The following is a 21,221-nucleotide window of genomic DNA, read 5'->3' on the forward strand; positions in this document are numbered from 1 at the left end:
TCCGTTTCTTTACGAAATCTTCCTATTGATATAGTAACACAATGACGGGCAAAATCACTAAAAATACGAACTAAAGTTCGATGGATTGTTTTTACCAAGGCAATTTTTGTATAAAAAACCTGCTTTTATGGCGTAAAAGCAGGCATTCTATTTCATATTCACCATGTCAGGCATTGTCTTTCTTTTTGTCTGCTTCTTTTTTGGCCATGTACAGCCCTCCGGCCACCAGCGATACGACATCCAATCCAACGATAAAATACGTTTCGGTGTAACCCTTTAAATAGGATGCGAAAAGCAGTGCGGCTGTGAGAGCGATCGCCACATAGTGGTTAAACGTGACGCGCGTAAAAAGGACGACCAGCATAAAAGGGAAACATAATGCAAAAACGGCTTTTGTAATCACAAAAACCCTCCTCGGGAATTCTTCATCTCATCTGATTATAGTAAAAAATGAAGAATCGGACAATCGTTCCCCTGCTATCACAATACCCTTTTTCAGCAGTCTTCAATCATCTGTCAAAAAAATTGTGAATATAAATCCATTGAACCATTAACCAGATGAATCGAATTACCTTTCTTCAGCCGAAAGGATGAGAAGGTTTAGGTCTTTGTATCTTTGACAGTTTCTTCCTCCCTCTTTACAATGTAATGATAGTGTTTACTATCATTTTCTTGGATGAGGAAAAAAAGGGGGTCATACCGCATGTATTCAGTGCGATTTCAAAAAGCGGAAGAATCGAGCCGCTCTGCAGGAGCAAAAGGAATGAACCTGATTAAACTGACGAAAAACGGGCTGCCCGTTCCCGGCGGTTTCATCATTCAGACGAATGCCCTGACACGTTTTATGGAAGACAACGGGCTTCAAGCAGATCAGGAACAGATGGAGCGCGCCATTATGAACGGCACGTTTTCAAAAGAGCTTCGGGAGGAACTGACCGCGTCGTTTTATGAATTGAGAGAATCATACGCCTCTGTCGCCGTACGTTCCTCCTCCGCGTCCGAAGATCTTGAAGGCGCTTCTTTCGCTGGTCAGTACGAAACCTATTTAAATATCAAAACAGAAGAAGAGTTTCTCGGAAAAGTGAAAGAATGCTGGGCTTCCTTCTTCTCGGCGCGGGTCAGCGGTTATAAAGAGAAAATGAACAATGACACCGCAGAACCGTTAATGGGCGTTGTCGTGCAAGGGCTTATCAATTCCGAGGTTTCAGGGGTCATTTTCAGCCGCAACCCCGTCACACACGATGACGGAGAACTGATGATCAGCGCGAGCTACGGTCTCGGAGAAGCAATCGTCTCCGGCAGCGTGACGCCCGACACATTTATCGTCAATAAAGACACATTTCAGATTGAAAAAGAAATCGGCTTAAAAGAAATGTATATCGTTTCTAAAGACGAAGGCGTGACGGAAAAAGAGACGACCGCTGACATGAGAAACCGCTTCTGCCTTGATGACGAGAGCATCAAAGAGCTTACCATGCTGACGATAAAGACGGAAGAACTGTACGGTTATCCCGTGGATCTCGAATTCGGATTTGCCGAAAATAAGCTGTATCTGCTTCAGGCCAGGCCGATTACAACGATCGCGCAGGATCAGAAAGCGGCAGACGAAGAACGGGAATTTATCATGACGCCCCGGGATCAGAAAGATTTTTGGCTCAATATGGAGGCCAATATTGAAGGCCCCGTCAGCCCGTTATTCGCCTCACTCATTGTGCCGGCTTTGGAATACGGCCTCAAAGAGAGCACGAAGGCATTCCCTGTAATGGGCATCGAAATCGAGCGTGTCAAACTTCATCAGGGCCGTGTTTTTTCCAGACAGCATAAGACGGACGACAAGCTGCCCGCAGAACAGTTAGAAGCGCTTTTCCCCGTCTTGGCTGACCGCATGTATGATATTATTCAGGAAACCTTTCTGCCTTTTTATCAAAAGCTGGACGAACTGGCGCATACAGACCATACGCCGGAGACTGCCCTTGATGCGTTCCGAAACCTGCAAGACTTCTATTTAAAAGGATACGCAGAACATTTCAATATTGTCTTTCCGCAGGTTGCGTTAAACACGATACTGGAATCCATGTACGGACAGGTTGAGAAAGAAAACACCTCCCTTCTGTACGAAATGCTGGCTGGCGTCATGAATAAGTCATTGGAGACCGACAGACAGCTCTGGCTGCTTTCCGGACAAGTAAAAGACAGCCCTGAGCTGCGGCGCGTCTTTACGGTTTCTCATGCCGACGAGCTGCATCAGACGCTTCTGCAATCAAATGAGGGAAAACGCTTTCTCGAACAAGTCGGTGAATTTTTACAGGAATACGGCTGGAGATCCGTGAAAAGTCATGATCTGATTGAAGAAACTTGGGCGGAAAACCCTTATTTCGCTTTGGCCAACATTCAGAACTATGTCCGGAACGGATACGATTTTGACAGTGAGTTTCATAAAACGATAGAAAAACGAAAACAGCTCTACGCCGACTTTATGGATAGAATTGAAGATGACGGCTTTCGGGAGACGTTTGACCGCTATTATCAGTGGACATTGTCTTCATCCGTCATCAAAGATGATCACCATTTTTATATTGATGCGATGCTGGACGCCAAAGCGCGCCTTTGCCTTCTGAAAATCGGCGAGCTGCTTCAAAAACAAGGCGTAATCGATGATCGGGAGGATATGTGGTACTTATACAGCGATGAAGTCGAGAAAGCGCTGGTGTCGCCGGTTCCGATGCAGGAAAAAGCCGCTGAACGAAAACAGCTCTTCCAGCAATATCAATTGCTTGAAGCCCCCGCTTATCTCGGGACTCCGACTTCGGAACAGCTGAAAACGGCTGAACAGATTACCGGCTCCATCACAGAAGATGAAAAAAACACTGAACATCAAATTTACGGACTTGCGGCGTCAAGCGGAATCGCAAGCGGCCCGGTGAAAGTCATTCGTGACGCAAGTGAATTTTCCCGTTTTTCAACAGGAGACGTGCTTGTCTGCAAAATGACGACACCGCTGTGGACCAGTCTGTTCCAGGATGCAAAGGCCGTCATTACGGACACGGGCGGCATCCTGTCACATGCAGCGATCATCGCGAGAGAATACGGGCTCCCGGCCGTTCTCGGCACACGTGCCGCGACTGACAGGCTCAACGACGGAGATATCGTCACGGTGGACGGGACAAACGGCAAGATTACGATTGTCAAACGCGCTTCATGCTAGGTTTCCCTCTTTATTGACGGGCAGGGCGGGTGTATACTTGTCCTGCCAGTATTTACGCGAGGTGAAACATGTTGAGAACGACGAACAAGAGAATTATTGACGCCGCGATGAATCTGATCATCCAAAAAGGATACCGCGCAGCGACAACAAAAGAAATCGCAGAAAAAGCAAAAGTAAGCGAAGCAACGATTTTCCGTAATTTTAAAAACAAACAAGGATTAATGAAAGCCATGATTGAACAGCAGACGCCGGCTCCGGAAAGCATGATCACCAAGGCGGAAGGCGATCTGTATAAGGATCTTCTTCATTTCGCCACGACCCTTCTGCAGCAATTGGAACAAAAAAAAGAAGTGTTCCGCATCTGCCTGCGCGAACCGGAACTATTCGAAGACGTCCTGCAGGATATTGTCGTATATCCGCAATCCGTGAAAAAGCATTTAATCGTTTACTTTAAGGAGCTGACAAAGAAAAATATGATAAGCCCCGGCAGCGAAGAAGCTAATGCAGACGTCTTTATGACGATGATTTTCGGTTATTTTATACACCGGCTGCAGCTGGGGAAAAGAGTCATTACTCTCTCTGAGGAAACGATGCTGAAACACAGCACTGAGATTTTCATGAAAGGCATTACCGGCCGGTCATTTTCCGGCCCCAAGGAGGATGAAGGATGGGTTCAAAGAAAGAATGGGCGCTGATCGTTTCGCTTTTGCTGGGAGCCATACTCGTTCCCATCAATTCTACGATGATCGCAGTCGCCCTTTCATCCATTTCCCGCTCATTCAGCGAATCAATTGCCAGCATCACATGGGTAGTGACCGTGTATTTAATCGTGATGGCCGTGACACAGCCCATTGCCGGCAAACTCGGTGATATGTACGGAAACAAAAAAATGTATTTATGGGGCGTCGGCCTTTTTCTCATCGCATCATTGGGGTGCGCCCTCTCGCCAAGTCTTTTCTTATTGATTTTCTTCCGGGCGCTTCAGGCTGCCGGCGGCGCTTTGCTTACGCCAAACAGCATCGCCATCATCCGCCATGTCGTGTCTGAAAAACGGCTTCCGAAAGTATTCGGCTTTTTCGGCCTCGGTGCCGGGCTGGGCGCGGCTCTCGGTCCGTTTATCGGCTCTCTTTTAATTGAGAGCTTCAGCTGGCATTCGATCTTTTGGGTCAACATTCCGTTTCTTGCGATCGCACTCGTGACGGCATTAGTGATGTTTCCTAAATATAAAGAAGAAACGTCTGACGCTCCGCTTGATATCATCGGGTCCGTTTTGCTTGCCGGAAGCATTGTATCTATAATTCTTCTGACGAAAAATGAAAGCTCTTTGGGCTATTGGGTGTACGCGCTGCTCATTCTCATATTTGTTCCGCTATTTTTCAGGCGGGAGCTGCGCACGAAACATCCGATTATTGATTTTGACCTGTTTAAAAACACGACCTTTACGAGCGCCAATCTGTCGGTCCTGTTAAGCAATTTAATGATGTACGCCGTGTTATTGATTATGCCGCTCTTTATGACCGGCCACTTCAGCATGAATACGTCGCACAGCGGCATGGCGCTGTCAGTCTTTTCTGTTTTCATGTCCGCCAGCAACTGGGGCGGAGCTCAGCTGCATCAGAAATGGGGCGCGCGAAGAATGATTTTTCTGTCCTTCGGGCTGATGGCCGTAGCCAATCTCTTATTTCTGTTTTTGGTTTATTCCCATTCCGTTCCGTTTCTTATGGCATCGCTTATTGTCGGAGGCATCGCGTCAGGTGCGGGGCTGACGAGCATGCAGGTATCTTCTCTTGCGACGGTAGAACCGGGCATGTCCGGTATCGCATCCGGGATTTTTTCCACCTTCCGTTATTTCGGAAGCATTATTTCTTCAGCACTGATCGGTTTAATCTCCGGGTTTCATATTCTGTTTATCATATTGATCGGAGTTTCTGTGATCGGCTTGTTCGTATCGCTTGGTATCAAGTCCGGGGAAACCGTTCAGACGAAAAAAAGCCATTCGGCATAACGAAAAAGGTTCCGTAAGCATCTGCTTTCCGGAACCTTTTCTAGTTTTAGAATCTTTTTATTTACAAGAGAAAAGGGAAATGTAAATCGCTAAGAGCTCAGATCAAGTTCGGCCGCTTGCGCCGTAATCCGGCCGTAAAAAAAGCACGGCCGCCGTGTTGTTAGCGGCACCAGGCTTTTTATATGTGATTTTTCATAATTCTCCTTACTAAAACCTACCTAAAACAATTATTGAATATTACTTTTATAATTAAGCAAAATTAAGTAACAATCATTGAAGGATTCTCAGACTGATAAAATTTATTTTAAATATAATATTTCAAAACACATTCAAACTGTACAAAGAAAAGAAAGTCTAAATTTTTATTTTTGGAACTTGATTGGGACAAGAAAGTCTAAACCAAAATCTTTTTAGATTTATATAATAACACGTCTGTCGATTATCTAAATTCTACCAAAAAATGAATGCAAAAGAGAGATTCCTCTTGTACAATGTAAGTTACCACACCAACATTGACGAAACGAGGAATCTCTCATGAACAAGAATAAGTCTCTGTATCTTTAACAATAGTATTTACAATATCATTAGGATACCGATTCAAAAAAAAATGTTCTCCTTTAAACTTATGAAATTTCACATTCCCTTCAACAACTTCACTCCATTTATGCATTTCATTGATATGAGTCGAAAAATCGCTATCCGCATAAAAAACGCTTACTCCACAACTTATTTTTTCTGCTTTGGGCTGAAACTTATAATTGTCCAAAATTATAAAATCTGCTCGCAAAATCGGAAGAAACATATCCATAATCTCTTTTGTATAAAACTCCTCTGGTAATCCCCCATATTGTTCTACCTTTTGCAAGAAAGTTTCATTAGTCATATCTTCAATGTCTTCTCTCTTTTCAAAAATATGTGGAGCATTTCGCCCAGAAAAAAACAGATGCCTTGGTTCCTTAATTCCCATTTGCTTAAGTTTATAATATATCTCATAAGTCAATAAGGCTCCCATACTGTGTCCAAATATAACATATTCATCGTCATATTCTAATTGTTCACTTATTCTTTTGGCGATATCTTCACTTGCTTCATCAACAGACTAGTAGCAAGGCTCGCTGAATCGAGTTCCTCTTCCAGCCAATTCACTCATAAACAATTCATATCTATCCGGCAATAGTTTTTTCCATTCATGAAATACATTTACCGACGCTCCAGCATATGGAATAGGAATTACTTTTATTTTATTTATTTCACTCACTCCTATGTTCAACTTGAGCCCACTATCATTACTATATAAACCTATAAGTATTCAAGATACATTTAATTGTACTTCTCTATCTCTCGCTGCTCTGCCAGCAACAAATTCACCATATCACTATAGCTATTCAAACCGTCTGTCTGATTATTTGCCTTCAGATATACGTCATTTACATTTCTTGAAATACTTGAAATAACACCCTCATACTTATCCCGGTACTGCTCATTTTGTTCTATATCATGCCGCACCGCTTTGGACAGACTGGACATTATATCAGACGCCTTATCTGGATCCACTTTCTTTAGCTCAGATATAGAATAATCAAATGCCAGAAATAAACCACTGTAAAGTATCATTGGATCATCCTGCTGCTTACATGCCAGATATGCTATAAAATTTGCCTCATCCTCATGCATGAAACCACTCTGATGTGCCAATTCATGCGCCATAGTAGCAGGCACCAAAAAAACTGGCACATTAACATTGATATTGGATTCATAAGTAAAAGGGACAAAAATACCATGTATCCCTGCATGCGACATTAGTTTTGACATCACCACTGGTTTTGGTGTTGAATATGAATGCTCCAAAACAGGATATTTCTTTGATAACATTTGCATCGAGAACACTGCGTGTTGTGCATAATAATCAAAAACCTCTGGTACATGAGCCAAAAGATCAGTATCCGCTAACTTTTCCCTTGCCAATTCCATTTCAACGGCAAGTGACTTACTCAATTTGACCAGTTCCTCCTTGCTGTAGTTCTCTTCTTTATATTCGGTATAAGACAAAAAAGAATATCTGTAATAGTTTATTCCACCCAAAATAGTATAACAAAAATATATCACGCTACAGATCGTAACGATTCCTAGAGCACCACGATAAACTACCATCCTACGTGCACCTTTACTCATGATGACCTTGCGCACATAATAAACGATATAAAATAGAAATAGTAACACAACCAACACTACGAGCCATTCACTAACAGAAAATGTGACCCAAGAAGGTACAAATCCTACTGTTTTTGACAATAACGGATATACAGACCTACTGTATTTTTCCGCCCAATCCTGATGGTTCTGCGCGTATTTTGTCAGTATGTAAGCTATAACTCCAAGTGAAATCAACGGTAATCTCTTAAGTAAAAGCTTTTTTATAATGTACTCCCCCCTATCCAATAAATATCAGATGTACGCCATGTAACCTAGTCATATCATTTCTTTATTTCAACATACTTTTCCTCATAAAAATCATGCTTATTAGAAAAAACATATTGATTCATAAAATCTATAGGAAGCACTTCATAAGCCCAGTAGGTACCATTAGGTCTATTACTCGAAACAGCTTGTCGGGCGATTAAGGTTTTGGAGTTAGCAATAACCTTTCCAATAAGCCATACCTCTCCTTCATTTATTTTTTTATTATTTCAAAATAAAACAGCTAAGAAAATATAATTTTCTTAGCTGTTTTACTTTCTAGCTGATTGTGAAATCTAGTTTAGGAGTTCTTGAAACTATTCCGAATAATTATGAAAAATCACATTATAATGCTGTCATTTCTTCGTACTCGTGTTCATCCTGCACGAATAAAATACCTAATTCATGATGTTCGCCTTCATAGGACGCGCGCTGATCAAACCGGATCTCACCGTTCAGGCCGATGATTTCCATTTTTACAAATGCGCGGTTTTTTTGAAGTGCTTCATAAAAATCCGACACATGCTTCACGGGGATGCCGTTTACTTTCGTAATAATCTCACCGATCTTCAGCTCAAGATCGTCCGCGGGTGTGTTCGGAATGATGCCGAGCACCATTAAGCCCTGATCCCGCTTAGAGAAATAAAACGGAGCCGCGTTATCGTTCAGCCGCTGTCTCAATGATAAAAACAGGCGTCCGAGCACCGCAATACAAGCGGCGGCTCCGGCAAGCGGAGTCCACCAAAGGGCCGCTGCCCCGAATGCGGTCACGATAACCCCGAGAATCATGACACGTTTCGCCGTTATCCTTATGCTGACTTCCGGAAGTGACCCCTGCACACGCTGTCCGAAGCCGGCGATATAAGGAATCCAGATCAAATGGAAAGAGCCGCCCGGTACGGTAAAGACAGGCCACCAGGAAAGGTGTGACTCAAGCCCGCTGCCCGGCACCAATAAGAAAAGCGGAAGCAGCCATGCGCGATTCGCCAATTGACGGCCGATGGGCAGGCCTCTGCTGCTGACGACAAGCGCCGGAGATGTTTTCAGATGCGCTGAACGGCAGGCAGCCGCTCCCTCCGTGATAATCAAAAGGCCCATAAACACGGCCGCCGATGCCCAATTCACGCCGAATGCCTGCGGAAACCGATCCGCAAACGGCACTGTGTGGGTATACTGAAGGATAAACGCAATGAACATGCCGGCGCTGACAATATAAGCTGAGGACAGCCAATTCATACGGAACGTCAGCGAAAGCAAAGCAGTCACAGCCGCGATTATGCCGAGAAGACCGAATGGAATCGAAATTCCCAGTCCAAAAAATAATATGGAGAGAAGAATACCCGGTATAAGTCCTTTTATGTATGTAAAGATAAGCTCGTCATACATATCCGCGATTTTTGTATGAAACGTATGGCGTTCACGTTTGATCCGCAAATATCCGCATGCGAGACTTATGATGATAAAAAACCAGAACATCGGGTGCAAAAAAAACAGACCGATACTTTTCAGAAGTTCAATTCCCCATTGAACAGACACTGCTTTCACCGCCTCAAGCCAAACATTTTAATTCTATTCTACCAAATAATCATTGGCTTGAATATCTCAAACGTCTATCTCTCTTCCGTCATCCACAGCGTTACATTTGAGAGAGAGAAATCTTTCAGATAGTGGTCAACCTCCACCTCGATCACGCCGCTGATCAGAAGCATGGACCGCTTAATATCCGTCAGATTGATTCCTAAACGTTTATGGTTTTTCATTAAGTAAGTGAAATAATGCTTCGCACACTCTTCATTGATTTCGTGAACGCATTCAACATTTGTGTAATTGACCAGGTATCTGCTGAACAGCATAAGAAGACTTAGTGCTTTTGTTGATGAAAATGTGACGTCTTTTGTTCTGTCTTTTAGTTGTTCCACTAATTCATAATATTTTTTTTCACGCACAATACTTGCCCTCTTCAATTGTGAACCCCCATTTTTTTATCCAGATAAGCACGGGTGATTACAGCTGCCGTGCTGAAGCGCCGCAAACACTTCTGCTTTCGATACTGAAATGCAGCTGCCAAACTAAAACTGTTCTCTATTAGAACCTTCTTTTATTGTAAGAACTAAAACTGACTGAGGCAACTTTCAAAAGTTTCATTTTGAATACATATTAACTCGGCATAAAGTCTCTCTTCTCTATAAATATCGGGTAATGTTTGTCCTTTATAAATGTTTAAATGTGAAAATTTTTTTAATATCTTGTCAAAACCGACATAATTATATGTCTTTTAGTTCATTTTTAGAGAGTGACAAAAGAAACAGGAGACGTAAAAAACGCCTCCTTTTCATTTATTTTACAAATAATGATTTTAACGCCATTTGCAGCTGTAAATCATTTTTTTCGTCAGATTTCTGTTCATTCATCAGCTGATTCATTTTTTCCGCTGTCTTTTTATCAATGACCGCTGTTTTATCAAGCTTGTACCGGTCTTGAAACGCCAGAACGGCTTTTTTCATTGTTTTGCTGAAATAGCCGTCTGCTCTGCCCGGGTCGAAGCCTAGGCCTTTCAGCAGGATTTGGGCGTGCTTGACATCCGCGCTGTTCATATCAGGCTGAAGCGGCTGTTTCAGCTGAAGCGGTCCCGCCGCAAAATAATCCGGCTGGCTCACAGCGATTGTCGGAGCAATGCCTTTTTTGTGAATCCAATTGCCTTTCGGTGTCAGCCATTTGTAAAGCGTCAATTTAATGTTGCTCCCGTCTCCCATAGGCACGGCCTGCTGAACCGTTCCTTTACCGAAAGAATTGTCACCGACAACGTCATAATGTCCCGCTTCTTTTAACGCACCCGCAAGAATTTCTGAAGCGGAGGCGCTTCCTTTATCCGTAATGACATTGACGGGATACGGCTTCTTATGTTTTAAGGTTGAGAAATATTGTTTTTTATCGCCGTTACGCTCCGCAATTTGGATATAAGGCATGTCTTTTGTGATGAAATGCTTTAAAATTTGTTCGACGCTTTGAAGGTAGCCGCCGGGATTCCCTCTTACATCAAGGACGAGACCGTCAATCCCTTGTTTTTCAAGCTTTTTCAGCGCCGCGGCGAAGTCCTGGGCGGTATGCTCGGAAAATGTCGATATTCCGATGTAGCCGACATGATGACCGCCTGATTCTTTGCGGGAAGCAAATACGGTTTCAAGCGGGATTTCCGCTCTTTTAATCCGGAATGACAGCTGTTTATCAGTACCCGGACGCTGTATTTTAATAGAAACCTTCGATCCTTTTTTTCCTCTGATTTTCAGCACGGCTTCGTTTAAACCTTTCCCGTTCATTGACTCGCCGTTTATGCTGATGATTTCATCATTCGGCTTGAGGCCCGCTTTTTCCGCCGGAGATTGCTTAAACGGTGATACGATAATGATTTTATTGTCTTTCATACCGACTTCAGCGCCGATCCCTTCGAAAGAAGAATCAAGAGAATCGGAAAACTGCTTGGCGGTCTGCTTGTCCATATAAACGGAATAAGGGTCGTTTAATGTAGACAGCATCCCCTGAATCGCTCCTTCAAGAAGCTTTTCTTTATCTACATTTTCCACGTATTCGTTCGAGATCAGCTCATATGCTTTTTCGATTTTTTCCATTGCCCGGCTTCTTTCTGCGTCTGATGAATTCGGCTGTGCCGCCCCGGCAATATGGGCTCCGCCGCACATGATGCTGACGGCAGCTATCACTGCGATCATTTTCTGCTTCATCGTTTACCTCCTCTTAGTCCTTTTACGAAAACCTGGAGATAGTATGTGTAAATTGCAAAGAATTCATGTAACGGCAACAAAAAAATGAAAAAGCGAGATTGTTACATATATATGGGTAACGTATAATATTTTGTATGCAATTCATTAAATATACAGGAGAATGCGATATGAAAATAAAATTATCGATTTTATCCGCGGCGGTTCTGGCCGCAGGCATTACCGCCTTTGTCTGGCCAAAAACAGAGGCCAATGAAAAAATGCAGACGGACGCCCTGTATGTTTCTCCGGCAGGCAGCGACCAAAATGAAGGAACGAAAGAAAAGCCGTTCCGCACATTAAAACATGCGGCTGAAAAGGCAGAGGCCGGGACAACCGTATTGATTCGGGAAGGGACGTACGATGAAACGTTTGAAGTAAAGCACAGCGGCACGGCCGAAAAGCCGATTACATTTCGGAACTATCAGAATGAGCATGTCTCAATCAGCGGCAAATCTGCGCCAAAAAGCGATTCTGAAACTCCGTTAATTCAAATCCGCAATAAACAGTACATTACCATTCACGGCGTTACGCTTGAGAATCTCTCCGTATCATCAGAAGATGCAACGGCCATGGGAATCTTCGTCACCGGATCAAGCAGTCATATCAACATTGACGGCAACCATATCCGAAACATTAAAACCACGGCTGATGAGGGAAATGCACACGGCATTGCGTTTTACGGCACAGGCGCCATGAAGGATGTCAGCATCACAAATAATACGGTTGAAAAACTGACGCTCGGCGCAAGCGAAGCGGTCGTGCTGAACGGGAATGTTGACGGATTTAAGATTGCCGGCAATACCATCCGGGACAATAACAATATCGGGATTGACGTGATCGGATACGAAGGAACGTCCAAGCAAAACGACTATGCGCGAAATGGCGTCATTGAAAACAATACGGTGAGCCATAACTCTTCTTACGGAAATCCCGCTTACGGAGATGAATATTCAGCGGGCGGTATTTACGTTGACGGCGCAGAACATGTGGACATTAAGAAGAACACCGTTTACAACAATGACCTCGGCATTGAAGCCACTTCCGAACATAAAGGGAAATACGCACGAGATATCCGGATTACGGATAACAAGGTGTACGGCAATGCTTACACCGGTATTTCAATCGGAGGCTATGACACGAAACGCGGCGGCACCATCAATTCGGTGATCGCTCATAACATTATGTATCGAAATGACACGAAGGACCTTGACGGCGGCCAGCTGCTGCTGCAGTACGGCACAAAAGGGAACACGATCGAAAAAAACATCATGACGGCAAGCGGTTCACGGATTTTTATCGCAAATGATTATACGAAAAACGAAGGCAATACCGTTAATCATAACGTCTATCACAAAGAAGCGGGAAAAGACGGCATTTGGAATTGGAAGAACAGAGAATATGATTCATTCACAGCGTACCAAAAAGGAACGGCAAACGATTCGGATTCCATTTATGCGGACCCGATGTACCGTGACGAATCGTCTTATGACTTTACATTAAAGCCCGGATCACCGGCCCTGCCCGTCATTCAGTAACGAAACCATTAAAAAAAGCCAGTCTATATCAGACTGGCTTTTGTATTTATACACGAAGGAATTTCCGGATGGAAGTCAGACTTCCCCATACTCCGATAACCGCGCCGATCAGAATGAGCACAAGTGATACTTGGAACACAAACGGGCTGTACGGCAGAAGTGAAACAAATGAGCCCTGAACTTTCGGGGCCACCCAAGCGACCATCGACTGGTACGTACTCAGCACGAGAGCGATCGGTATGATAGAACCGAATACCCCCAGCAGCAGCCCTTCCAGGAAGAACGGCCAGCGGATAAACCAGTTTGTCGCGCCGACAAGCTTCATGATTTCAATCTCTTTTCTTCTGGCGAAAATCGTGATTTTAATCGTATTTGAAATTAAGAACATCGCCGTGAACAGAAGGCCGATGATTAACGCAATCCCGATGTTGCGTGACACCCCGACGATCTTAAACAGACGGCTGACTTCTTCTTTCCCGTATGTCACTTTATACACATGATCCAGCTTCTCAATTTTTTTCGCGACTTTCGGCGTATCATGCGGATCTGTCGTTTTGACGATAAACGCGTTGTTCAGCGGGTTTTCCTGATCTTGCATTTTCATGGCCTTTCCGCTGTCGCCGAAGCTTTTGACCAATTGATCAAGCTCTTTATCTTTAGATGAAAACTCTACGCTTTGAATTCCCGAGATGTCTTTAATCTCATTCTGCAGCGTATCCTGCGTTTTCTTATTGGACGTCAGATCGATTAATACTTTAATTTCCACTTCTTTTTCAGCATTTTTAGCCATGTTGTTTAAATTCAGCATAATGACTAAAAACACGCCGACCAAAATCAATGTAACGGTAACGGCACTGATGGATGCAAATGTCATCCATGTGTTTCTTCCGAGAGATTTAAAACTCTCACGCAAATGGCGCCCGAGAATTTTAATCATAAGAACCATACTCCCCTCTTGACTCATCACGCACAATAATTCCGTCTTCGATCGCGATGACCCGTTTCTTCATGGTGTTTACTATTTCTTTATTGTGTGTCGCCATCACGACGGTCGTTCCGCGGTTATTAATCTCTTCCAGCGTCTTCATGACTTCCCATGATGTTACCGGATCAAGGTTGCCCGTCGGTTCGTCAGCAATCACGACGTCAGGATTGTTGACGATGGATCTTGCGATGGAAACACGCTGCTGTTCTCCTCCGGAAAGCTGGTCGGGAAACTGCCGCGCTTTATGCTTCAGCTGCACAAGATCGAGCACTTCGAGCACGCGTTTTTTAATGACTGACTGCTGCTCTCCGATAACCTCAAGCGCGAACGCGACGTTTTCAAATACCGTCAGTTTCGGAAGAAGTTTGAAATCTTGGAAAACAACACCTATTTTACGCCGCACGAAAGGAATCTCTTTTTCTTTCACAGACGCGAGATCTTTATGATTAATCAATATTTGCCCTTTTGTCGGTTTTTCTTCTCTGTAAATCATTTTAATAAAAGTAGATTTACCGGCTCCGCTCGGCCCTACGACATATACAAATTCTCCGGGATGAATCATGACTGACAGCCCGTTAATCGCTTTTACACCGTTCGGATAGGATTTATATACTTCTTTCATCTCTATCATGAAATCACCTAATCTTTTAATTATGTCTTGCAGCCATAGAGTTCGCAAACGTACAGCGGTTTATGGCCGATTTACCAGGAAACAGATGAAAAATCTGAAAGTTCCTTTTCCTCAGTACACTTCATTATACGTCAAATTTAGACATATTACTATTACAGTTTCTTTTCATTCCCAGACCGTGAAAAAACCTTGCCCCTATAACAGGCAAGGTTTTTCTGTTATTTTTTCTGTGACAGCCATTTTGCGATCTTCGCGGCTTCCTCATCATTTACAAGATGGCTCGGCATATTGCCGCGTCCGTTTTTAATGATGCTTTCAATTTTAGCTTCATCATACTTCCCGCCGACTTCCTGTAAATTCGGACCTCCGCCGCCTTCTAAGTCTTTACCGTGACAGCCGATACAGCTTTGCTGATAAAGCTCTTCTCCCGCTGACGCAGATGCTTTTGACCCGCCTGAGCTGTCAGAGCTTTCTTTTTTCGATTCATTGGAACCGCCGCATGCCGCCAGCAGGACGGACATGGTCAGAACCAGCGCCGGCAGCGCCCATTTTGATTTCATATGTAAGATGCACCCCTTCGCTATTATAACCCCGTTTACGCGCGTTTGAAACCCTCGCCGAGCACCTCGCTTGCGTCTGCGACAATGACAAAGGCTGACTCATCAATTTGTTTGACGATTTGTTTCAGTTTTGTGAATTCGGTCTGGCCGACGACACACATTAAAATCGGCCGGTCATGTTCCGTATACCCGCCGACTGCGGAAATCTTCGTCACACCCCTGTCGATTTCTTTAAACACAGCCGACCTGACGGCTTCTTCATGCTGCGTAATGATTAAAGCCATTTTGGAGCGGTTGAACCCGACCTGCACGACATCAATCGTTTTGCTTGAAATAAATACCCCGAGCATCGCATACAGTCCCTGCTCCACTCCGAAAACGAGCATCGCGCTCAGCACAATTAATCCGTCCATGATGGCAAGGCACGTTCCCAGCGACAGCCCCGTGTATTTGTGAATGATCTGCCCCGCCAGAGCCGTTCCCCCCGTGGAGCCTTTGCCGAGATACACGATGCCGATTCCCGTTCCGATCCCGACGCCTCCGAAAATCGCCGCCAGCAGTTCATGGGTCGTCGCGGCAGGCAGATCTCTTGTTAAATAGACGGCGAGCGGCAGAACGATGGAACCGACCAGTGTCTTCATTCCGAACTTCCCGCCGAGAATAATCACTCCGGCGATAAACAAAGGGATGTTAATAATCCACTGTACGTAAGCCGGTTCAAAACCAAACGTTTCTAAAATGGTGCTGATCCCGCTTACTCCCCCCGCTGCTATACGGTTCGGCAGCAAAAATACGTTAAACACGACCCCCGTAATCGCCGCCCCGATCATGATGTATATATAATCTTTGATCAGACGGAGCGGCTTATTGTGATTCACATCCATGCAAAATCCTCCGTTCTCCGATTTTCTCTCGATAGCATTTTAAGTCTTCCCGGCTTAGAAGTAAATAACAGCCAAATACCGTATTAATTTGCTAAAGCGCTGTTGTGAAAAATGGAAAAAGAGAACGGATAAAAAAACACACCTTGCCAAAGGCAGGTGTGTTCCCGGATTACGACAGTTTAGAACGTAAATAGGCGTCAATGAAGATATCAATATCTCCGTCCATAACCGCCTGCACGTTCCCCATTTCCGTATTGGTCCGGTGATCTTTCACCATGGAGTACGGATGGAAGACGTACGAGCGGATTTGGCTGCCCCAGCCGATTTCTTTCTGTTCGCCGCGGATTTCGTCAAGCTCCGCCTGTTGTTCTTCAATTCTGCGCTGATACAGCTTCGCTTTGAGCATTTTCATCGCCCGGTCGCGGTTTTTGATTTGTGAACGTTCCGTCTGGCACGTGACGACTACATTTGTCGGCAGGTGGGTGATCCGAACGGCTGAATCAGTCGTATTGACGTGCTGTCCGCCGGCACCGCTCGCCCGGTACGTATCAACTTTAATATCTTCGGTACGAATATCAATGTCGATTTCTTCATTGAATTCAGGCATGACTTCACATGACACGAATGACGTGTGGCGGCGGCCTGATGAATCAAATGGAGAAATCCGCACGAGGCGGTGTACGCCTTTTTCCGCTTTTAAATAGCCGTATGCATTGCGGCCTTTAATAAGCAGTGTGACTGACTTAATTCCCGCTTCATCTCCCGGGAGATAATCTAGCGTTTCAACTTTGAAACCACGTCTTTCCGCCCAGCGGGTATACATTCTGAGCAGCATGGAACCCCAGTCCTGGGATTCCGTACCGCCGGCGCCCGGGTGAAGTTCTAAAATCGCGTTATTTTTATCATATGGTTCACTGAGCAGCAGCTGAAGCTCAAATTCATTCAATTCCTTCGTTAATGACTTCAGCTCTTTCTCAAGCTCTTGCTGAAGGTCCTGGTCAGGTTCTTCTTTTAAAAGATCATGTGTCATTTGCAGCTCTTCGTGAGACTCGCTCAGCTGATGATAGGAGTTCACGTATTCTTTCAGACCGTTCGCTTCGTTAATGACGGTTTGGGCCTTCTGCTGGTCATTCCAGAATTCCGGTTCCGCCATCTTTTCATCTAATTCTGCAATGCGGGCTTCCTTTGATTCGAGGTCAAAGAGACCCCCTGAAGTCCGCTAAACGAGAAGCCATATTTTCGAGCTCTGCCCTGATTTCTGATAATTCCATTCCATTCACCTCATTAAAAGATCCGGGGCGTCATAAGACGCAGACCCGGTCATGTTCGCTTCATACAGTCGAGACTATTCTGTCCGGCCGCAGCAATTTTTATATTTTTTTCCGCTGCCGCAATGGCAAGGCGCGTTGCGTCCGATATCCACAACTTTGCGCACCGGCGCTTTTTTCGCTTGTTTGGCCTCATCGCCGTCCTGCGGCTGATGAGCCGTCGTTTGGCCCTGAACAACTTCTTCGCGTTCCAGATTGCTTTCAATCTCGGCCTTCATAACGAATTTCGCAACTTCGTCCTCAATGGACTCAATCATGTGCTCAAACATTGCGAAGCCTTCCATTTGATATTCACGCAGCGGATTTGTCTGCGCATAAGCGCGGAGGTGAATCCCTTGACGCAGCTGATCCATCGCATCAATATGATCCATCCATTTTGAATCAACGGCACGCAATACGATGACTTTTTCAAATTCACGCATCTGCTCTGTGCCGAAATTCTCTTCTTTTTCATTATATTTTGTCATGATGCGGTCCATGATCATCTCATGCATTTCATCCGGTTCTTTTCCGAAGATATCGCTCTTTTCAAGCGCGCCTTCATCAAGATACGTTGAATTCACCAGCTCCACGAGGCCGTCAAGATTCCATTCTTCCGGAAGCTCCTCTTTCGGCGTATAAGCGGCAATCGCACGCTCCAGTGAAGACTTGATCATGCCTTCCACAATGTCACGCAGGTTTTCAGAGTCAATGACTTCAAAACGCTGCTTGTAAATGACTTCGCGCTGCTGACGGAGCACGTCGTCATATTGAAGAAGCTGTTTACGTGAATCAAAGTTGTTTCCTTCGACACGTTTTTGAGATGATTCCACGGCGCGTGACACCATTTTGCTCTGAATCGGCGTGGAGTCATCCATACCGAACCGGTCAAGCATCGCCATCGTCCGTTCAGCTCCGAAACGGCGCATCAATTCATCTTCCATTGAAAGATAAAATTGTGTGATGCCCGGGTCTCCCTGACGTCCTGAACGTCCGCGAAGCTGATTGTCAATCCGGCGGGATTCGTGGCGTTCCGTACCGACGACTGCGAGGCCGCCAAGCTCTTTTACGCCTTCGCCGAGTTTAATGTCGGTTCCGCGTCCCGCCATGTTGGTCGCAATCGTGACAGCGCCTTTTTGTCCCGCTTCTTCAATAATCTGAGCTTCACGCTCATGGTTTTTGGCATTCAGCACCTGATGCGGAATCCCTTTGTTTTTCAGAAGTTTAGAAATCAATTCAGACGTTTCAACGGCAACCGTACCGACAAGAACCGGCTGTCCGGTCATGTAGCGCTGGGCGACATCCTCCGCCACCGCCTTGAATTTCCCTTCCATTGAGCGGTAGATCAAGTCCGGACGGTCGTCACGGATGACCGGCTGGTTGGTCGGGATGGATACAACCTGCATGTTATAAATATTACGGAATTCTTCCTCTTCCGTTTTTGCGGTACCGGTCATACCGGCCAGCTTTTCGTACATACGGAAATAGTTTTGGAACGTAATCGTCGCCAATGTCATGCTTTCATTTTGAATCTCCAGGCCTTCTTTCGCCTCAATCGCCTGGTGAAGACCTTCGCTGTAGCGGCGTCCTTTCATCAGACGGCCGGTGAAGGAATCAACGATGACGACCTGGCCGTCCTCAACAACATAATCCACGTCTTTCTGCATCGCCGCATGAGCTTTTAAAGCCTGGTTGATATGGTGGTTCAAGGCCACGTTTTTGACATCAAACAGGTTGTCGATGCCGAACGTTTTTTCAGCCTTCGTCATTCCTTCTTCCGTCAGCTGAACGCCCTTCGTTTTGACGTCATACGTATAATCCTGATCTTTCTTGAGTGTGCGGACAAACGCATTTGCCTGCACGTACAGTTTTGTGGACTTCTGAGCTTGTCCGGAAATAATCAATGGCGTTCTCGCTTCATCGACTAAAATTGAATCGACTTCATCAATAACGGCAAAATGAAGCGGGCGCTGCACCATTTGTTCTTTATAGAGCACCATGTTGTCACGCAAATAATCAAAGCCGAGTTCATTGTTCGTTGAATACGTGATATCGGCTGCGTAAGCTTCGCGTTTTTCGTCTTTTGACATCGAATTCAGGTTCAGGCCGACTGTAAGCCCGAGAAACGCAAAAATTTCTCCCATTTGCTGGGCATCACGGCTCGCCAGATATTCGTTGACCGTTACGACGTGAACGCCTTTTCCCGTCAAGGCATTTAAATACACGGGAAGCGTGGACGTCAGCGTTTTCCCTTCCCCTGTTTTCATTTCGGAAATGTTCCCCTCATGAAGGGCGATGCCCCCCATCAGCTGCACTTTAAACGGGAACATGCCGGTTACGCGGCGGGAAGCTTCACGAACGACGGCAAACGCTTCGACAAGAAGGTCATCCGTCGTTTCTCCTTTTTCAAGCCGCTCTTTAAATTCTGCCGTTTTATGTTTAAGCGCCTCGTCAGAGAGATTTTCATAATCTCCTCTTACGGCATCAATGTCATTTGCTATTTTTTCGTATTTGTTCAGCGCACGTTTGGTCGGATCAAACATTTTATTTAAAATCCCAAGCATCTATAACGCTCCTCTATGTTCACATGCAGATTTTGCATGGAATAAATGATAATTTTCTGTCCATGTATACCTCTCATTATCATAACATACCTTTTGCTATTTCCAAAGAATTTGCAGGTAAAGATAGAGAAAAACCTTCCGCGCGTTCACGGAAGGCTGGATGGGTTTATTCAGTCGGTTCAATTAATCCGTATTTGCCGTCATTTCTGCGGTAAACGACGTTTGTGAGATTCGTCTCCGCGTTGGTGAATACGAAGAAATTATGTCCGAGCATATTCATTTGGAGAATCGCTTCTTCATTATCCATCGGTTTTAAATTAAAACGCTTTTGACGGACAATTTCCGGGCTGTCATCTTCAATTTCGTCCTGAACCGCTACGCCCGTATCAGCAGCGCTGCCGTTCTCGAAATAATGTTTCGGAAGACCCTGGTCGCGGAATTTTCGGTTGACTTTTGTTTTGTGCTTTCGGATTTGACGTTCCAGCTTGTTTGTTGCGAGATCAATTGCATTGTACATATCCTCGTTATGCACTTCGGAACGAAGCGCCAGATCAGTCATCGGAATGGTGACTTCAACTTTAGATTCCTTATCGTTATAGAATTTTAAGTTGACGTTCACATCGGCATTGACGCTCTGCTCGAAATATCGTTCCAGCTTGCCGATTTTTCTCTCCACATGATCCTTTAACGCAGGTGTAACCTCAATGTTTTCTCCTCTGATATTGTAGTTCATCAAAGAACGCCTCCCTTTATCTAAGGATATGTAACTATTTCTCTTTTACCCCTTCTGATCCCTGCTGAAACGTTAAAATAATGTGTAAATTCGGTGAACGATGACGAATGGTGTCGGTTTTATCCGGCAGCTTCCTGCAGGATTATAAGTATATGCGGAAGACGCAGGCAAAAGACCTGCCGCTTGCAGCAGGTCTAGTGAAGAACATACGGTTTGATGCAGGCGTGCGTCTGCTCCATCCATAGCTTATAATGCGGCAGAAAGATGGTTTTTAAAAACTCCTGAAAAGGGGCGGACGGGAAATCATAATCATTTAACATGCTGAAATCCTGAAAGATCTCGTCAAAAGAGCGGATCGCCGTCTCCACGCATCGGCACTCAATGATAGACAGCAGAAGCGCATGAGAGGAATCGAGATGAAAAAAAGCCTGAATCAAATCGTTGTAAATCCGCTCGCCCTCCGTCTTAAAAAAATCATCCTGCGTGTCCAACAGGTAGCAAAGCCCCTCATCAATCGTAAAAAGAAGCTGGTAATAGGCTGACACCAAATGGTAATCGTTCAAACTTCTCAAAACACTC

General features: G+C 44.9%; 18 protein-coding genes. 4 read left to right on the forward strand and 14 right to left on the reverse strand.

Annotation, left to right across the window (positions count from 1 at the left end; all coding sequences use genetic code 11):
* Positions 1–166: 166 nt before the first annotated feature.
* Positions 167–403, reverse strand: a complete 237-nt coding sequence (locus tag J6600_RS16520) for a CsbA family protein (RefSeq protein ID WP_003151438.1) — start codon at positions 401–403, stop codon at positions 167–169.
* Positions 404–703: 300 nt separating this feature from the next.
* On the opposite strand from J6600_RS16520, the gene J6600_RS16525 reads away from it, so the two are divergent.
* The 3 genes from J6600_RS16525 to J6600_RS16535 all read left to right on the forward strand — a co-directional run bounded on the left by J6600_RS16525 (position 704) and on the right by J6600_RS16535 (position 5,210).
* Entirely contained in the window at positions 704–3,205 is a 2,502-nt protein-coding gene (locus J6600_RS16525) for a PEP/pyruvate-binding domain-containing protein (RefSeq protein ID WP_209387633.1), read from the forward strand.
* Positions 3,206–3,276: 71 nt separating this feature from the next.
* Entirely contained in the window at positions 3,277–3,900 is a 624-nt protein-coding gene (locus J6600_RS16530) for a TetR/AcrR family transcriptional regulator (protein ID WP_209388364.1), read from the forward strand.
* Entirely contained in the window at positions 3,873–5,210 is a 1,338-nt protein-coding gene (locus J6600_RS16535; RefSeq protein ID WP_209387634.1) for an MFS transporter, read from the forward strand. Before J6600_RS16530 ends, J6600_RS16535 begins: the two co-directional genes overlap by 28 nt.
* A gap of 532 nt (positions 5,211–5,742) precedes the next feature.
* Here the strand turns inward: J6600_RS16535 and J6600_RS19630 are convergent.
* The 5 genes from J6600_RS19630 to ctpB form a co-directional block, all read right to left on the reverse strand.
* A complete protein-coding gene (locus tag J6600_RS19630) occupies positions 5,743–6,285 on the reverse strand; it encodes a thioesterase II family protein (protein WP_348633734.1) in 543 nt (180 codons plus the stop codon).
* A gap of 245 nt (positions 6,286–6,530) precedes the next feature.
* Positions 6,531–7,598: a DUF3810 domain-containing protein gene (locus tag J6600_RS16545; RefSeq protein ID WP_209387635.1), complete on the reverse strand. Its 1,068-nt coding sequence runs from the start codon at positions 7,596–7,598 to the stop codon at positions 6,531–6,533.
* 414 nt (positions 7,599–8,012) lie between these two features.
* Complete coding sequence (gene minJ / locus J6600_RS16550) at positions 8,013–9,203, reverse strand: cell division topological determinant MinJ (RefSeq protein ID WP_209387636.1); 1,191 nt, start codon at positions 9,201–9,203, stop codon at positions 8,013–8,015.
* Between the two features lie 74 nt (positions 9,204–9,277).
* Complete coding sequence (gene swrA / locus J6600_RS16555; RefSeq protein ID WP_014305920.1) at positions 9,278–9,631, reverse strand: swarming motility protein SwrAA; 354 nt, start codon at positions 9,629–9,631, stop codon at positions 9,278–9,280.
* A gap of 372 nt (positions 9,632–10,003) precedes the next feature.
* Positions 10,004–11,362 (reverse strand): carboxy-terminal processing protease CtpB, encoded by a 1,359-nt coding sequence (gene ctpB / locus J6600_RS16560; RefSeq protein ID WP_481748181.1) that lies wholly within the window; start codon positions 11,360–11,362, stop codon positions 10,004–10,006.
* 209 nt (positions 11,363–11,571) lie between these two features.
* On the opposite strand from ctpB, the gene J6600_RS16565 reads away from it, so the two are divergent.
* A complete protein-coding gene (locus J6600_RS16565) occupies positions 11,572–12,978 on the forward strand; it encodes a right-handed parallel beta-helix repeat-containing protein (RefSeq protein WP_209387638.1) in 1,407 nt (468 codons plus the stop codon).
* 46 nt (positions 12,979–13,024) lie between these two features.
* Here J6600_RS16565 and ftsX read toward each other — a convergent pair whose 3' ends face one another.
* The 8 genes from ftsX to J6600_RS16605 all read right to left on the reverse strand — a co-directional run bounded on the left by ftsX (position 13,025) and on the right by J6600_RS16605 (position 21,214).
* Positions 13,025–13,915, reverse strand: a complete 891-nt coding sequence (gene ftsX, locus J6600_RS16570) for a permease-like cell division protein FtsX (RefSeq protein ID WP_007407464.1) — start codon at positions 13,913–13,915, stop codon at positions 13,025–13,027.
* Entirely contained in the window at positions 13,908–14,594 is a 687-nt protein-coding gene (gene ftsE / locus J6600_RS16575; RefSeq protein ID WP_007407465.1) for a cell division ATP-binding protein FtsE, read from the reverse strand. Before ftsE ends, ftsX begins: the two co-directional genes overlap by 8 nt.
* A 218-nt stretch (positions 14,595–14,812) precedes the next feature.
* Positions 14,813–15,154 (reverse strand): cytochrome c551, encoded by a 342-nt coding sequence (gene cccB / locus J6600_RS16580; RefSeq protein ID WP_129091399.1) that lies wholly within the window; start codon positions 15,152–15,154, stop codon positions 14,813–14,815.
* Positions 15,155–15,189: 35 nt separating this feature from the next.
* Positions 15,190–16,038: a YitT family protein gene (locus J6600_RS16585; RefSeq protein WP_007614078.1), complete on the reverse strand. Its 849-nt coding sequence runs from the start codon at positions 16,036–16,038 to the stop codon at positions 15,190–15,192.
* Positions 16,039–16,207: 169 nt separating this feature from the next.
* Positions 16,208–17,309, reverse strand: a protein-coding gene (prfB, locus tag J6600_RS16590; protein WP_209387639.1) for a peptide chain release factor 2 whose coding sequence is annotated in 2 segments (ribosomal slippage) — positions 16,208–17,236 and positions 17,238–17,309 — 1,101 coding nt in all. Because the reading frame shifts where the segments join, the coding sequence is not laid out codon by codon here.
* 74 nt (positions 17,310–17,383) lie between these two features.
* Positions 17,384–19,909 carry a preprotein translocase subunit SecA gene (gene secA / locus J6600_RS16595; RefSeq protein ID WP_007407469.1) on the reverse strand — a complete coding sequence of 842 codons (2,526 nt, stop codon included), beginning with the start codon at positions 19,907–19,909 and terminating at the stop codon, positions 17,384–17,386.
* Positions 19,910–20,075: 166 nt separating this feature from the next.
* Positions 20,076–20,642, reverse strand: coding sequence for a ribosome hibernation-promoting factor, HPF/YfiA family (hpf, locus tag J6600_RS16600; RefSeq protein WP_007407470.1), 567 nt, complete (start codon positions 20,640–20,642; stop codon positions 20,076–20,078).
* A 194-nt stretch (positions 20,643–20,836) separates the two neighbouring features.
* Positions 20,837–21,214, reverse strand: coding sequence for a DUF8042 domain-containing protein (locus J6600_RS16605; RefSeq protein WP_014419002.1), 378 nt, complete (start codon positions 21,212–21,214; stop codon positions 20,837–20,839).
* Positions 21,215–21,221: the final 7 nt, after the last annotated feature.

This window comes from Bacillus sp. LJBV19, from assembly GCF_017797845.1.
In the GTDB taxonomy this organism is placed as follows: Bacteria; Bacillota; Bacilli; order Bacillales; family Bacillaceae; genus Bacillus; species Bacillus velezensis.